Below are 14,884 nucleotides of genomic sequence, written 5' to 3'. Positions count from 1 at the left end.
AGGGAACGACTCGCCCATGGCGCGCATGGCCTTCGAGGACTTCGAACCGCCGCGGCGGCTGGTGCGAGCGCTCGCCGAGACCCGTCGGCCGGACGGCGGGGACGGGATCGGCGAGTGGCTGGAAAGACTCCCCGCGCTGGCCCAACAGGCCGTGGATCTCCGCGAGTTGACGGTCGAACGCGTACAGGCCCCAGGTGGCCGGAGCAGTCTGGTGCTCCTGGTGCGGCTCATCGACGGCACGCCCGCCGTGCTCAAGCTGGCGCCCGAGCGGGCCCGGCCGGAGGGCGAGCGGGCCGCGCTCGCGCACTGGGACGGGCGGGGAGCCGTTCAGTTGCTGAACCCCGGGGACAGTCATGGCGTGCTGCTGCTGGAGCGGCTGCACCCCGATCTGTCGGTGCGGTCGCTGCCCGAGGCGAAGGCGCTGCTGGAGGCCGCGGCGACCCTGCGCCGACTGTGGGTCGAGCCGCCCGAGGCGCATGTCTTCGAGACCGTGTCCGAGCGGACGGGCCGGCAGGCGGAGGCCGTGCGGGCGGGCGCCGAGGAGGACCCCGAGGTGCGGGGGCTGGTCGACGCGGCTCTCGGGGTCCGTGCGGAGCTGCTGGAGTCCGCGCCGGAGGAGCGGTTGCTGCACGGGACGTTCCGGCAGAGCAAGGTGCTCGCCGGGGAGCGGTTGCCGTGGCTGGCTGTGGGGCCGGATCCGGTGGTGGGTGAGTGCGCGTTCGATCTGGCCCGGTTGGTGCGCGATCGCGTGGAGGATCTGATCGCCTCGCCGTCGGGGGCGGCGATCACTCGGCGGCGGGTGCGGAAACTGGCCGAGTCGCTGGACGTGGATCAGGAGCGGCTGCGGGGGTGGACGTTGTTCCGGGCCGTGGAGTCGGGGGTGCGGGCCCGGCGGGTGGGGCGACCGCGGGACGCCGAACTGTTGCTGGAGTTCGCCGGGTGGCTTTGACCGGGTCCGTCGACACAGCCCGGCGCCCCTGGGGGTGCCGTCCGGTTTCCCCGACCGTAGTGGCGTTCTGTCACGCCCCACGGTCGGGGAACGGTCCGGGGGAGCGAGGTTGCTCAGACCGTCAGGCGGGCGATCGCCTCGTCGACCGTCAGCTCCTCGCGCTCGCCGGTGCGGCGGTCCTTCAGCTCCAGGACGCCTTCGGCGGAGCGGCGGCCGGCGACCAGGATCTTCGGTACGCCGATCAGCTCGGAGTCGGTGAACTTCACGCCCGGGGAGACACCCGCACGGTCGTCGACCAGGACGCGGAGGCCGGCGGCCCGCAGCTTCTCGGAGACGTCGAGGGCCAGTTCGGTCTGGAGGGCCTTGCCCGCGGCGACGACGTGGACGTCGGCCGGGGCGACCTCGGCCGGCCAGCACAGGCCCTTGTCGTCGGCGGACTGTTCGGCGAGGGCGGCGACCGCGCGGGAGACGCCGATGCCGTAGGAGCCCATGGTGACGCGGACGGGCTTGCCGTTCTGGCCGAGGACGTCGAGCTTGAGGGCGTCGGCGTACTTGCGGCCGAGCTGGAAGATGTGGCCGATCTCGATGGCGCGGTCCAGCCTGAGGCCGGTGCCGCAGTTCGGGCAGGGGTCGCCCTCCTGGACCACCACGACGTCGACGTACTCGGCGACCTCGAAGTCCCGGCCCGCGACGACGTTCTTGGCGTGCGTGCCGGGCTTGTTGGCGCCGGTGATCCAGGCGGTGCCCGGGGCGACGCGCGGGTCGGCGATGTACGTGACCTTCTCGCCGAGGCCCTGCGGGCCGACATAGCCGCGGACCAGGTCGGGGCGGCCTGCGAAGTCCGCCTCGGTGACCATCTCGACGACCGCCGGGGCGAAGTGCGCCTCGACCTTGCCCATGTCGACCTCGCGGTCACCGGGGACGCCGACGGCGACGATCTCGCCGTCGACCTTGACGAGGAGGTTCTTCAGCGTGGCGGAGGCCTCGACGCCCAGGTGCGCGGCGAGGGTCTCGATGGTCGGGGTGTCCGGGGTCGGGATCTCTTCGAGGGCGGGTACGTCGCCCGCGTCCACCGGCTTCAGTTCGAAGGTGATCGCCTCGGTGTTGGCCGCGAAGTCGCACGCCGGGCAGTCCGCGAAGGTGTCCTCGCCGGCGCCCGCCGGGGCGAGGAACTCCTCCGACTTCGAGCCGCCCATCGCGCCGGCCGTGGCGGCACAGATGCGGTAGTCGAGGCCGAGGCGCTCGAACACCTTCTGGTACGCCTGGCGGTGCAGGGCGTACGACTGGGCCAGGCCCTCGTCCTCGGTGTCGAAGGAGTACGAGTCCTTCATCAGGAACTCACGGCCGCGCAGGATGCCGGCGCGGGGGCGGGCCTCGTCACGGAACTTGGTCTGGATCTGGTAGAGGATCACCGGCAGGTCCTTGTAGGAGGACGCCTGGTCCTTCACGATCAGCGTGAAGATCTCCTCGTGGGTGGGGCCGAGGAGGTAGTCGCCGCCCTTGCGGTCCTTCAGGCGGAACAGCTCCGGACCGTACTCGTCCCAGCGGCCGGTCGCCTCGTACGGCTCCTTCGGCAGCAGGGCGGGGAGCAGCACCTCCTGGGCGCCGATCGCGTCCATCTCCTCGCGGACGATGCGCTCCACGTTGGCGAGGACCTTCTTGCCGAGCGGCAGCCAGGTCCACACACCGGCTGCGGTGCGGCGGACGTAACCGGCGCGGACGAGAAGCTTGTGGCTGAGCACCTCGGCGTCCGCGGGGTCGTCGCGCAGCGTCTTCGCCATCAACTGGGACATGCGCTGGACCGGTGCGTTCGCCATGGTTGTCGTACTCCTGCCGGGGTTTGGTTGATGGCAGGAGGTTAGCCGGGGGGCGGGTGCCCGTGGAAATCCGGTGGTGGCGATGGAGGTCGGCGGGTCGGCTACCTGCGACGCAGGGGCAGGGGGGCGCCCATCACGGCGTAGGGCATGGGGGCGCTGGGGAAGACGACCCGGCGGGCGAGGTCGGTGTAGCCGAGGGAGTGGTAGAGGCCGCGGGCGGGACTGTCGATGTCGATCGCGGAGAGGATCGAACGGGGTTCGACGGCGCTGTCGGTGATGGTGGTGATCAGGGCGCGGCCGACGCCGTGGTTCTGGTGGCGCGGGTGGACGTGCAGTTCGGTGATGACGAAGGAGTCGTCCAGCCAGTGGTCGTGGCCGAGGGCGCGGAGGTAGGGCTCTACGACGGTGGACCACCAGTGGGTGCGGTCGTTGGGCATGCCGTAGACGAAGCCGACGAGGCGGCCTCCGGCCGTGGCGCCGAGGGCTCTGGCCCCCGGGTACGTCATGTGGCGGAGGACGATCTGGCGGCGGACCGCGACCTCGTCGGGGCCCAGGCCGAAGGCTACGGCTTGTACGGCTAGGGCCTCGTCTACGTGGGCGGGGAGGTCCAAGGGGCCGATGACGAGGTCCATGTTGCGGATGCTACAGGGGGGTTCGGGTTGTGTGCGGGGTGCGGGTTGGATGTGGCTGGTCGCGCCCACGCGGCGGAGCCGCATGGGAAATACGGTCCCGCGCCCCTGACTCTGCTGCAGCCGACCTGTCTCAGAACAGCACGCTCATCAAAGCGCCCACCTCTTGGAAACCCACTCGCTGGTACGTGCGCCTCGCCGCCGTGTTGAAGTCGTTGACGTAGAGGCTGACCAGCGGGGCCACGTCGGCCAGGGCGTAGCGGAGGACCGCTGCCATGCCGGGGGCCGCGAGGCCCTGGCCCCGGTATTCGGGGGCGACCCAGACGCCCTGGATCTGGCAGGCATGGGGGGTGGCGGCGCCGATCTCGGCCTTGAAGACGACGCGGCCGTCGGCGCCGAGGCGCGCGAAGGAGCGGCCGGAGCCCACCAGTTCGGCGACCCGGGCCTGGTAGAGGAGGCCTCCGTCGCCGGCCAGCGGGGAGACGCCGACCTCCTCGGTGAACATGGCGACGCACGCCGGCATGATCGTGTCCATCTCGTCCTTGCGGATCCGGCGGACGTACGGGTCGGGGGTGACCTCGGCGGGGTCGGGCAGCCGGTCGGTGACCATGAGGGGCTGGTGCGAGCGGACCTCGCGGGCCGGGCCCCAGCTGGGTTCGAGGAGGCGCCAGAGCTGGGCGGTGGGCTCGGCGGGGCCGACGACCGAGGAGCAGCGGCGGCCGGCCCGGCGGGCGCGGTCGGCGAAGGCGCGCACGGCGCGGGGGGTGGCGCAGATGGGGACGAGGTTGGCGCCGGCGTAGCAGAGGGAGGTCAGGGCGCCGTCCTCGTACCAGCCCCACATCTCGCCGCCCAGCCGCCACGGGTCCAGCCCGGCGACCTGGACGCGGGAGGTCACGAAGGCGTTCGCGACGGGGTCTCGGTCCAGGACGGCGAGTGCGGCGTCCAGGTCACTCGGTTCGAGGACCCTGGTGGTGGTCTGGGTCAACACGTACGGGGGCCTCACCCTGGGGTCTGCGCTGGTCTCCGCACGATACCCTGCCGGGCTGTGCCGAGCGCCTCATAGCTCGGGGGCTACTGTGCTTTGGCGGGTGCGGGTGCTTCGTGGCTTGTCGCGCAGTTCCCCGCGCCCCTGAAGACGGCCCTGACGGGCCTGTCCTCAGAAGACGCCATGGTCCTCCTCAGCCCGCTACCGCCACCGTCGGTTCGCCGGAGGCCACGCCGTCCGCCTCCATCTGTTCGGCGATCTTCATCGCTTCCTCGATGAGGGTCTCGACGATCTTGGACTCGGGGACGGTCTTGATGACCTCGCCCTTGACGAAGATCTGGCCCTTGCCGTTGCCGGAGGCGACGCCGAGGTCGGCCTCGCGGGCCTCGCCGGGGCCGTTGACGACGCAGCCCATGACGGCGACGCGGAGGGGGACCTCCATGCCGGTGAGGCCGGCGGTGACTTCCTCGGCGAGCTTGTAGACGTCGACCTGGGCGCGGCCGCAGGAGGGGCAGGAGACGATCTCCAGGCGGCGCGGCTTGAGGTTCAGCGACTCCAGGATCTGGTTGCCGACCTTGATCTCCTCGACCGGCGGGGCCGAGAGAGAGACGCGGATCGTGTCGCCGATGCCCTCGGAGAGGAGCGCGCCGAAGGCCACCGCGGACTTGATGGTGCCCTGGAAGGCGGGGCCCGCCTCCGTGACGCCGAGGTGGAGGGGGTAGTCGCACTGGGCGGCGAGCTGGCGGTAGGCGTTGACCATGACGACCGGGTCGTTGTGCTTGACCGAGATCTTGATGTCGCGGAAGCCGTGCTCCTCGAAGAGGGATGCCTCCCACAGGGCGGACTCGACCAGCGCCTCGGGGGTGGCCTTGCCGTACTTCTGGAGGAGGCGGCGGTCGAGGGAGCCCGCGTTGACGCCGATGCGGATCGGGGTGCCGTGGTCCTTGGCCGCCGCCGCGATCTCCTTGACCTTGTCGTCGAACTGCTTGATGTTGCCCGGGTTGACGCGGACGGCGGCGCAGCCGGCCTCGATCGCGGCGAAGACGTACTTCGGCTGGAAGTGGATGTCGGCGATGACCGGGATCTGCGACTTCCTGGCGATCACCGGCAGCGCGTCGGCGTCGTCCTGCGTGGGGCAGGCGACCCGGACGATCTGGCAGCCGGAGGCCGTCAGCTCGGCGATCTGCTGGAGCGTGGCGCCGATGTCGGACGTACGCGTGGTCGTCATGGACTGGACCGACACCGGTGCGTCTCCGCCCACCGCCACGGACCCGACCTGGATCTGCCGGCTCTTCCGGCGCTCGGCGAGCTTGGTCGGAACGGACGGCATGCCGAGAGAAATCGCAGTCATCTGCTGTGCAACCCCAAGTTGTGGATCAGGATCGGGTCCCGGTACGGGCGGGCTCCAGGCTTCGAGATTACGGCACCGGCACGGACCCGGGCACATCACCGTCCGGCCGGGCCCACCGCGGAGTGTGCCCGGCCGTCGTGAACCGCGGGTGGCTAGGAGATGCGCACCGGGTTCACGAGGTCCGCGATCAGGACCAGGAGGGTGAAGCAGACGAAGATGCCGGCCACGACGTAGGCGACGGGCATCAGCTTCGCCACGTCGAACGGGCCCGGGTCGGGCCTGCGCAGCAGCTTCGCCGCGTTCCGGCGCAGCGACTCCCACAGGGCGCCCGCGATGTGGCCGCCGTCGAGCGGGAGCAGCGGGAGCATGTTGAACAGGAAGAGGGAGAGGTTGAAGCCGGCCAGCAGGATGAGGAAGCTGGCGAGCTGCTGGGTGGGGGGGATGTCCATGGTGAAGATCTCGCCGCCGACGCGGGCCGCGCCGACCACGCCCATGGGCGAGTCGGCCTCGCGCTCGCCGTCGCCGAAGGTGGCGTCCCACAGGGCGGGGACCTTGGACGGCAGGGCGAGCAGGGCCTCGACGCCGTTCTCCATCATGTCGCCCATGCGGTCGACCGATTCGCCGAAGGAGAGCGGGACGATGCCGGAGGCGGGCGTGAAGCCGAACCAGCCGGCGGAGACGTACTTGTCCTCGACGTAGCCGCCGTTGCCGTCGGTCTTGCTGACCTGGTTCTTGACCAGGGTGGCGGTGAGGTCGAGCTGCTTGCCGTCGCGGTCGACGGTGACGGTGACCTGCTTGCCGGGGTTGGAGCGGATGTCGGACTGCAGGGCGGCCCAGTCGTCGACGGGCTCGCCGTTGAACGCGACGATCTTGTCACCCGGCTTCAGGCCCGCGGCCTTGGCGGGGGCCTCGGCGTCGTCGGAGCGGCACTTGGAGCGGTTCTCGCTGGCCTCGATGACGCAGTCCGAGACCTTGCTGACGGTGGTGGTCTGGGTCTGGGCGCCGAAGGTCATCATCACGCCGACGAAGATCACGACGGCCAGGACCAGGTTCATGAAGGGGCCGGCGAACATGACGATGACGCGCTTCCAGGGCTTGCGCGTATAGAACAGCCGCTTCTCGTCGCCGGGCTGGAGCTCCTCGAAGGAGGCCGCGCGGGCGTCCTCGATCATCACGCGCCAGGGGGAGGTCGAGCGGCTCTCGATCCGGCCGTCCTCGCCGGGCGGGATCATGCCGATCATGCGGATGTAGCCGCCGAGCGGGATCGCCTTGACGCCGTACTCGGTCTCGCCCTTCTTCTTCGACCAGAGGGTGGGGCCGAAGCCCACCATGAACTGGGGCACGCGCACGCCGAAGAGCTTGGCGGTCGAGAAGTGGCCCAGCTCGTGCCACGCGATCGAGAACGCCAGGCCGATCACGAAGACCACTATGCCGAGGATGAACATCAGGGTCGTCATGCACGGGCCTCCGCGGTCGTCCGCTCGGTGGGGTTGCCTGTCGAGGTGGTCGGTGTGGTGAGTTCGCGGGCCCTGGCGCGTGCCCAGGTCTCCGCTTCGAGGACGTCCGCCACGGTCAGGGAAGTTCCCGCGGCGGGGGTGCCGTGCTCCCGCACGACCCGCGTGACGGTCTCCATGATCGCGTCGAAGCGGAGGCCCCCGTGCAGGAACGCGTCGACGCACTCCTCGTTCGCCGCATTGAACACCGCCGGGGCGGTGCCCGCGAGCTCTCCCACGTGCCGGGCGAGCCCGACCGACGGGAACGCGTCGTTGTCGAGGGGGAAGAACTCCCAGGTGGAGGCCTTGCTCCAGTCGAAGGCGGGCGCCGCGTCGGGGACGCGCTGCGGCCAGCCGAGGCCGATGGCGATGGGGCCCCGCATGTCGGGGGGCGTCGCCTGGGCCATCGTCGATCCGTCTGTGAACTCAACCATCGAGTGGACATACGACTGGGGGTGCACGACGACCTCAATGCGGTCGAAGGGAATGTCGTAGAGCAGGTGGGCCTCGATGACCTCCAGGCCCTTGTTGACCAGGGTCGCGGAGTTGACCGTGATGACCGGGCCCATGGCCCAGGTGGGGTGCGCGAGGGCGTCGGCGGGCCTCACGCCGGCCAGCTCCGCCTTCGTACGGCCGCGGAACGGGCCCCCGGAGGCGGTGACGACCAGCTTGCGCACGTCGGCGCGGGTGCCGGAGGCGAGGGCCTGGAAGAGCGCGGCGTGCTCGGAGTCGACCGGGATGATCTGGCCCGGCTTCGCCACGGCCTTCACCAGCGGGCCGCCGACGATGAGCGACTCCTTGTTGGCGAGCGCGAGGGTGCGGCCCGCCTCCAGGGCGGCGAGGGTCGGCGCGAGGCCGATGGAGCCGGTGATGCCGTTGAGCACGGTGTGGCAGTCGGAGGCGGCGACGTGGGTGGCGGCGTCCGGGCCGGCGAGGATCTCGGGCAGCGGCTCCCCCGCGCCGTACGCCGTGGCCAGGGCCTCGCGCAGGGCAGGTACGGCGTCCTCGCGGGCGACGGCGACGGTCCGCACGCGCAGGCGGTGCGCCTGCTCGGCCAGCAGGTCCACCCTCCCTCCGGCGGCGGAGAGCCCGGTGACGCGGAAGCGGTCCGGGTTGCGCAGGACGAGGTCGATGGCCTGGGTGCCGATCGAGCCGGTCGATCCGAGGATCACTACGTCCCGTACGCCGTCGACCGGGTCGTAGACGAGATGCGGATCGGCGAGAGGGGCTGGACTGTCGCTCATCCCCCCATTGTGGCCGCATCCGGTGTCCAGCTGGACCGCGCGTCCCCATGATGACCCGCTTCGTGCCGTCTGTGGTTGACGGGGCCGTTTCTCCGTTTGTGAAGTACACGTGAAGGCGGGGTGATATGACTTTTCCCCTGTTGATCGGATTGTCGGATCAACAGATCGCGAACGAGGACCCTGGGGGGATCCATGCACAAGCGCATACGCGCTGCCCTGCCCGCGCTCGCCGGAGCCGTCGCCCTCACCGGCACGCTGCTCAGCAGCCCGGCCGAGGCCGCGGGCGGGGTGATCATCTACCGCGTGTACTTCGACAGCCCTGGCAAGGACACGCGTTCCAACACGAGCCTCAACGGTGAGTGGGTGCAGATCAAGAACACGGGCTCGTCGGCGATCTCGCTGAAGGGGTGGGTGCTGAAGGACCCCGACAACCACAAGTACACGTTCCCGAACGTCAAGATCGGAGCGAAGAAGTACATCAAGGTGCGTACGGGGTCGGGCACGGACACGAGCGCGACCAAGTTCCAGAACCGCAAGGCCTATGTGTGGAACAACACGAGCGACACGGCGACGTTGTCCAAGGCGAGCGGGACGAAGGTCGATTCCTGTTCCTGGACGACTCGGGACGCCAGCGACAAGTATTGCTAGCCGCGCGCCTTTCGGGGTGCCGCGCCCTGCCGTCGGGCGGGTGCGGGGCCGTGGGGGCTGGTCGCGCGGTTCCCCGCGCCCCTGAAGACGGCCCTGCGGGCCGATCTTCATGAGGCGCGGGGCGGCGTGTCAGGTCACTGGATGCGGCGGTGGACGTTCTCCTTCTCGCTTTCGCCCGGGGTCGCGTCCGCGATCCAGGGGCCCTCGCCCGAGGGGTCGATCACGCCCTCCTCCAGCCATGCGTAGGCACCGCCCAGGACGCCCTTGACCACCTTGTGGTCGATGTCGTCGGTGTTGGTCCACAGGCGGCCGAAGAGTTCCTCGACGCGGATGCGGGACTGGCGGCAGAAGGTGTCGGCCAGTTGGTAGGCCTCGCGCCCGTGGTCGGTGGTGGTGCGGAGCAGTTCCGCCCGGACGACGGCCGCGCTCATCGCGAAGAGTTCGGCGCCGATGTCGACGATCCGGCCCAGGAACCCTTGCTTGGTCTCCATCCGGCCCTGCCAGCGGGACATGGCGTAGAACGTGGAGCGGGCGAGCTTGCGGGCGCCTCGTTCGACGTAACGCAGGTGGGTCGCCAGGTCGGGGTGGCCAGCCGGGTGGAAGTCGCCGTAGGTGCGCGGGAGTTGGCCCGGCCCGGCGACCAGTTTCGGCAGCCACTTGGCGTAGAAGACGCCCGCGTTCGCGCCCGCCTTCGCCTTGTCGGACAGGGACTTCTCCGGGTCGATGAGGTCGCCGGCCACGGTGAGGTGGGCGTCGACGGCCTCGCGGGCGATCAGCAGATGCATGATCTCCGTGGAGCCCTCGAAGATCCGGTTGATGCGCAGGTCGCGCAGCATCTGCTCGGCGGGGACGGCCCGTTCGCCGCGGGCCCGGAGGGAGTCGGCGGTCTCGAAGCCCCGGCCGCCGCGGATCTGGACCAGCTCGTCGGCGATCTTCCAGCCCATCTCGGAGGCGAAGAGCTTCGCGAGGGCGCCCTCGATACGGATGTCGTTGCGGTCCTCGTCGGCCATCTGGGACGAGAGGTCCAATACGGCTTCGAGGGCGAAGGTGGTCGCCGCGATGAAGGAGATCTTCTGGCCGACCGCCTCGTGGTGGGCGACCGGCTTGCCCCACTGCTCACGGGCCGCCGACCACTCCCGGGCGATCTTCAGGCACCACTTGCCGGCGGCCACGCAGGACGCGGGCAGGGAGAGCCGACCGGTGTTGAGGGTGGTCAAGGCGATCTTCAGGCCCGCACCCTCGGGGCCGATGCGGTTCGCGGCGGGGACCCGGACCTGGTGGAAGCGGGTGACGCCGTTCTCGATGCCGCGCAGGCCCATGAAGGCGTTGCGGTTCTCCACGGTGACGCCGGGCGAGTCGGTCTCCACGACGAAGGCGGTGATACCGCCCTTGTGGCCCTCGGACTTCGGCACGCGTGCCATGACGACCAGGAGGTCGGCGACCACGCCGTTGGTGGTCCAGAGCTTCACGCCGTCGAGGACGTAGTCGTCGCCGTCCGGCACGGCCGAGGTGGCCAGTCGGGCGGGGTCGGAGCCGACGTCGGGCTCGGTGAGGAGGAAGGCACTGATGTCGGTGCGGGCGCAGCGCGGGAGGAACTTCTCCTTCTGCTCGGGGGTGCCGAACAGTTTCAGCGGCTGCGGTACGCCGATCGACTGATGCGCCGAGAGCAGGACGCCGATGGCCGGGCTGGCCGAGCCGGCCAGGGCCAGCGCCTTGTTGTAGTACACCTGGGTGAGGCCGAGACCGCCGTACTTGGGGTCGATCTTCATGCCGAGGGCGCCGAGTTCCTTGAGGCCGTTGATCACCTCGTCGGGGATCCGGGCCTCGCGCTCGATCAGGGCCCCGTCGACCTTGGTCTCACAGAAGGCGCGGAGCTTGGTCAGGAACTGCTCGCCGCGCCGGACGGCCTCGTCGGTGGGGAGCGGGTGGGGGTGGATGAGGTCGAGGCGGAACCGGCCCAGGAACAGCTCCTTGGCGAAGCTGGGCTTGCGCCAGGCCTGCTCCCGGGCGGCCTCCGCCACCTGGCGGGCCTCACGTTCTGTGACGACGGGCTTCTTGAGGGGTGGGGCGGACATGAGGCTCACCTCGCCGCGAATCGGGATCTCGTACCGGTGGGTACCTGATTGGTTACCGATGGGTGCTACTCGATCGTTGGTACCCGATCCGGGACGACCCCGCCACCCCTCGCGTTCTAAGCTGGGGGCGACAACAGCGCCCTGAAGGGGCGCGGGGAACTGCGCGAGAAGCCCCACGGACCCGCGGTCGCCACCCCACACACCCCCACCCCACCCTTGGGCGCCGAGCGAATAATCGAAGCGCTTCGACAACCTATGGACACCCACCCACCGCCGAGCTACTGTCGAGCCACCCTCACTCGCCCTTGTTCAGAGCTAGCGCGCTGTCGAAGCGCTTAAACACCCTTGGAGAGCTGGATGGTCACCCTCGCCGAGGTCGCCCAGCACGCCGGAGTCTCGGCGAGCACGGTGAGCTATGTCCTCAGCGGCAAGCGGTCCATCTCCGCCGGCACCCGGCAGCGGGTCGAGCGGAGCATCCAGGAGCTCGGCTACCACCCGAACGCGGGGGCCCGCGCCCTGGCGAGCAACAGGTCGAACATCGTCGCCCTGATGGTCCCGCTGCGTACCGACATGTACGTCCCGGTGATGATGGAGATCGCCATCGCGGTGGCCACCACGGCGCGTACGTACGGCTACGACGTGCTGCTGCTCACCGGCGAGGAGGGCCCGGACGCGGTGCGCCGGGTCACGGGCAGCGGGCTCGCCGACGCGATGATCCTGATGGACGTGGAGCTCGACGACGAGCGGCTGCCGCTGCTGCGCGACACCGACCAGCCCTCCGTGCTCATCGGGCTGCCCGCCGACACCAGCGGTCTGACCTGCGTCGACCTCGACTTCGGGGCGACGGGCGCGCTGTGCGTGGAGCATCTGGCGATGCTCGGCCACCGCGACATCGCCGTCATCGGCGAGGCCCCCGCGGTGTACGAGCGGCACACCGGTTTCGCCGAGCGCACCCTCGACGGACTGCGGTCCCGCGCGCGGGAGTTGGGCCTGCGCGTGCTGCACCGGCCCTGCGAGGGCGGCTACGACGCGATGGCCGCGACCCTGGCCCGGATCTTCGACGAACGGCCCGGCACCACGGGGATCGTCGTGCAGAACGAGTCGGCGGTGGAGCCGCTGCTCGCGCTGCTGCGGCAGCAGGGGCGCGCGGTGCCGGAGGACGTCTCGGTGATCGCGGTCTGCCCGGACCAGGTCGCCGTACAGGCATCGGTGCGGCTGACGTCCGTGGCCATCCCCGCCCAGGAGATGGGCCGCCGGGCCGTGGAGCAGCTGATCGCCAAGCTGGAGGGCCGGGACACCGACGAAGTGGTGCTCCTCGCCCCCGAGTTGACGGTCCGCGCGAGCACGGGGCCGCTGTCCCCCACCGGCTGAGCCGACGGCGTACACGAGCCGGGGCCGTACTCAAGCCACCGCCCGCCTCGATTCCTCCCTTCACTCCTCCCTTCCAGGAGACCTCACGTGAATCAGCCTGCCGAGCACCAGACCCCGACGGGTGCGGTCAGCCTCGCCCAGTCCTCCCCCACCGTCGGCACGTTCCGTGAGCGGGACGGTGCCCTGGAGTGGAGCGGACGTCAGGAGACCCTGCGGATCGAGCCCTGGGGCCCGGACGCGGTCCGGGTCCGGGCCCGCCTCGGCGGCCCGGTGCTCGACGGGCCGCCGGGCGCCCTGCTCGACGAGCCGGAGTCCACCGAGAGCAGCGTCAAGATCGAGGACGGGCTCGGGCGGCTGACCGTCGGCGCGCTCACCGTCGAGGTGAACGCGGAGGGCTTGGTCCGTTACAGCCGCACGGCCGACGGGAGCGAGCTGCTGTCGGAGGCCCGCGCCCACTTCTGGTGGCCCGGCCCGCGCCTCTACACGGCCGTCGGCAACGGGTACCACCGCCTGGAGCAGCGGTTCGCAGCGTACGACGACGAGAAGCTGTACGGCCTCGGGCAGCACCAGCACGGGCGGCTCGACCAGAAGGGGCTGGTCCTCGACCTGGTGCAGCGCAACGCGGAGGTCGGCATCCCGGTGCTGACCTCCAGCCGGGGCTACACCCTGCTGTGGAACAACCCGGCGATCGGCCGTGTCGAACTGGCCGGCAACGGCACCCGCTGGGTCGCGGACTCGGCCCGGCAGATCGACTACTGGATCACCGCGGGCGATCCGGCCGACGCGCAGCGCCGCTACAGCGCGGCGACGGGCCGTACGCCGATGCTGCCCGAGTGGGCGGCCGGGTTCTGGCAGTGCAAGCTGCGCTACCGCACGCAGGACGAACTCCTCGCGGTGGCACGGGAGTACAAGCGGCGGGGCCTGCCCATCGACGTCATCGTGTGCGACTTCTTCCACTGGACGCATCTGGGCGAGTGGACGTTCGACCTCGACGAGTGGCCCGATCCGGCGGCCATGGTGCGGGAGCTGGACGAGCTGGGCATCAAGCTGGTGGTGTCCGTGTGGCCGTCGGTGTCGCCGCTGAGCGAGAACCACCCGGTGATGGAGCAGCGCGGGTACTTCATCGGTACGCAGTACGGCCCGATGGCGCACGCCGACTGGCCGGACAAGGAGGTCGCGTCGACGGTCCAGGTGGCCTTCTACGACGCGACGAACCCCGAGGCCCGTGAGTTCGTGTGGTCGCGGGTGAAGGAGAACTACCTGGACCGGTACGGCATCGACGCGTTCTGGCTGGACGCCTGCGAGCCGGAGCTCAAGCCGGGTTTCCAGGAGAACCTGCGCTACTGGGCGGGGCCCGGTCTGGAGGTCGGCAACATCTATCCGGCCGAGAGCGCGCGCACCTTCTACGAGGGGCTGCGGGAGGCCGGCCGGGAGGAGATCGTCTCCCTCAACCGGTCGGCGTGGGCGGGCAGTCAGCGGTGGGGGGCCGCGCTGTGGTCCGGTGACATCGGCACGGACTTCCCGACCCTGCGGCGGCAGATCGCGGCGGGGCTCAACACGGCGTTGTCGGGCATCCCGTGGTGGAACACGGACATCGGCGGCTTCCACGGGGGCGACCCCGACGATCCGGCGTACCGCGAGGTGATGGTCCGCTGGTTCCAGTTCGGGGCGTTCTCGCCGTTGATGCGACTGCACGGGTTCCGGGAGCCCGGGATGCCGCTGGGGCCGGACATGACCGGCGGACCCAACGAGGTGTGGTCGTACGGGGAGGAGGCCGGGGCGATCCTGGAGGCGTATCTGCGGCTCCGGGAGCGGCTGAAGCCGTATGTGCTGCGGGTGATGCGGGAGGCCCACGAGGAGGGGCTGCCGGTGATGCGGCCGCTGTTCCTGGAGTTCCCCGAGGACGAGCGGGCCTGGTCCGTGGACGACGCGTATCTGTTCGGGCGGGATGTGCTGGTGGCGCCGGTGCTGGAGGCGGAAGCGAGGGTCTGGACGACCTACCTTCCGGCAGGGGCGCGGTGGACGGACGCGTGGACCGGGGAGACGTACGAGGGGGGTGCGACCGTGACCGTCGACGCGCCGCTGGAGCGGATCCCGGTGTTCCTGCGGGACGGGGTGGCCCTGCCGATCGCCGAGTAGGCCCGCGACGCGGTGAGATGGCGGGGGTCTCCCGGCACGCGGGGCGTTCGTCGGCCGGGTCTAGGCTATGGCGCCACGGCCATCCCATGATCCTCAGGGGGTGTGCGCGACCTCCGAGTGAGTGGAGATGACAGTGAACAGCCGTACGGGAGACTCTCGCGCAGTACGCGGGGGACGGCCTGG

Annotated in this window: 11 protein-coding genes; 4 read left to right on the top strand and 7 right to left on the bottom strand. The window is 70.6% G+C overall.

Annotation, left to right across the window (positions count from 1 at the left end):
* Positions 1-16 precede the first annotated feature (16 nt).
* Positions 17-949 (top strand): aminoglycoside phosphotransferase family protein, encoded by a 933-nt coding sequence (locus E4N62_RS34840; RefSeq protein ID WP_230220883.1) that lies wholly within the window; start codon positions 17-19, stop codon positions 947-949.
* Positions 950-1,062: 113 nt separating this feature from the next.
* Here E4N62_RS34840 and E4N62_RS34835 read toward each other — a convergent pair whose 3' ends face one another.
* The 6 genes from E4N62_RS34835 to dxr all read right to left on the bottom strand — a co-directional run bounded on the left by E4N62_RS34835 (position 1,063) and on the right by dxr (position 8,468).
* Positions 1,063-2,766: a proline--tRNA ligase gene (locus tag E4N62_RS34835; RefSeq protein ID WP_184899983.1), complete on the bottom strand. Its 1,704-nt coding sequence runs from the start codon at positions 2,764-2,766 to the stop codon at positions 1,063-1,065.
* Positions 2,767-2,867: 101 nt separating this feature from the next.
* Positions 2,868-3,398: a GNAT family N-acetyltransferase gene (locus E4N62_RS34830; RefSeq protein ID WP_230220880.1), complete on the bottom strand. Its 531-nt coding sequence runs from the start codon at positions 3,396-3,398 to the stop codon at positions 2,868-2,870.
* A gap of 130 nt (positions 3,399-3,528) precedes the next feature.
* Positions 3,529-4,383, bottom strand: a complete 855-nt coding sequence (locus E4N62_RS34825) for a GNAT family N-acetyltransferase (RefSeq protein ID WP_230220878.1) — start codon at positions 4,381-4,383, stop codon at positions 3,529-3,531.
* Positions 4,384-4,573: 190 nt separating this feature from the next.
* Positions 4,574-5,731, bottom strand: coding sequence for a flavodoxin-dependent (E)-4-hydroxy-3-methylbut-2-enyl-diphosphate synthase (gene ispG, locus E4N62_RS34820; protein WP_215449257.1), 1,158 nt, complete (start codon positions 5,729-5,731; stop codon positions 4,574-4,576).
* Between the two features lie 152 nt (positions 5,732-5,883).
* Positions 5,884-7,188: an RIP metalloprotease gene (locus tag E4N62_RS34815; RefSeq protein WP_230220876.1), complete on the bottom strand. Its 1,305-nt coding sequence runs from the start codon at positions 7,186-7,188 to the stop codon at positions 5,884-5,886.
* A complete protein-coding gene (gene dxr, locus E4N62_RS34810; RefSeq protein ID WP_230220874.1) occupies positions 7,185-8,468 on the bottom strand; it encodes a 1-deoxy-D-xylulose-5-phosphate reductoisomerase in 1,284 nt (427 codons plus the stop codon). The genes E4N62_RS34815 and dxr overlap by 4 nt, the downstream gene beginning before the upstream one ends.
* 192 nt (positions 8,469-8,660) lie before the next feature.
* On the opposite strand from dxr, the gene E4N62_RS34805 reads away from it, so the two are divergent.
* The gene (locus E4N62_RS34805; RefSeq protein WP_230220872.1) at positions 8,661-9,116 is read left to right on the top strand and encodes a lamin tail domain-containing protein; all 456 of its coding nucleotides are present in this window, start codon (positions 8,661-8,663) and stop codon (positions 9,114-9,116) included.
* A 134-nt stretch (positions 9,117-9,250) separates the two neighbouring features.
* Here the strand turns inward: E4N62_RS34805 and E4N62_RS34800 are convergent, their stop codons facing one another.
* Positions 9,251-11,191 carry an acyl-CoA dehydrogenase family protein gene (locus E4N62_RS34800; protein ID WP_230220870.1) on the bottom strand — a complete coding sequence of 647 codons (1,941 nt, stop codon included), beginning with the start codon at positions 11,189-11,191 and terminating at the stop codon, positions 9,251-9,253.
* Between the two features lie 357 nt (positions 11,192-11,548).
* Between E4N62_RS34800 and E4N62_RS34795 the strand changes: the two genes are divergently transcribed.
* Positions 11,549-12,562, top strand: coding sequence for a LacI family DNA-binding transcriptional regulator (locus E4N62_RS34795; protein WP_184899969.1), 1,014 nt, complete (start codon positions 11,549-11,551; stop codon positions 12,560-12,562).
* 87 nt (positions 12,563-12,649) lie between these two features.
* The gene (locus E4N62_RS34790; protein WP_230220868.1) at positions 12,650-14,701 is read left to right on the top strand and encodes a glycoside hydrolase family 31 protein; all 2,052 of its coding nucleotides are present in this window, start codon (positions 12,650-12,652) and stop codon (positions 14,699-14,701) included.
* Positions 14,702-14,884 lie beyond the last annotated feature (183 nt).

The organism is Streptomyces sp. MNU76 (genome assembly GCF_020982545.1).
Lineage (GTDB): Bacteria > Actinomycetota > Actinomycetes > Streptomycetales > Streptomycetaceae > Streptomyces.
The sequence above is the reverse complement of the archived record's forward strand: the minus strand, read 5'-3'. Positions and strand labels throughout refer to the sequence as shown.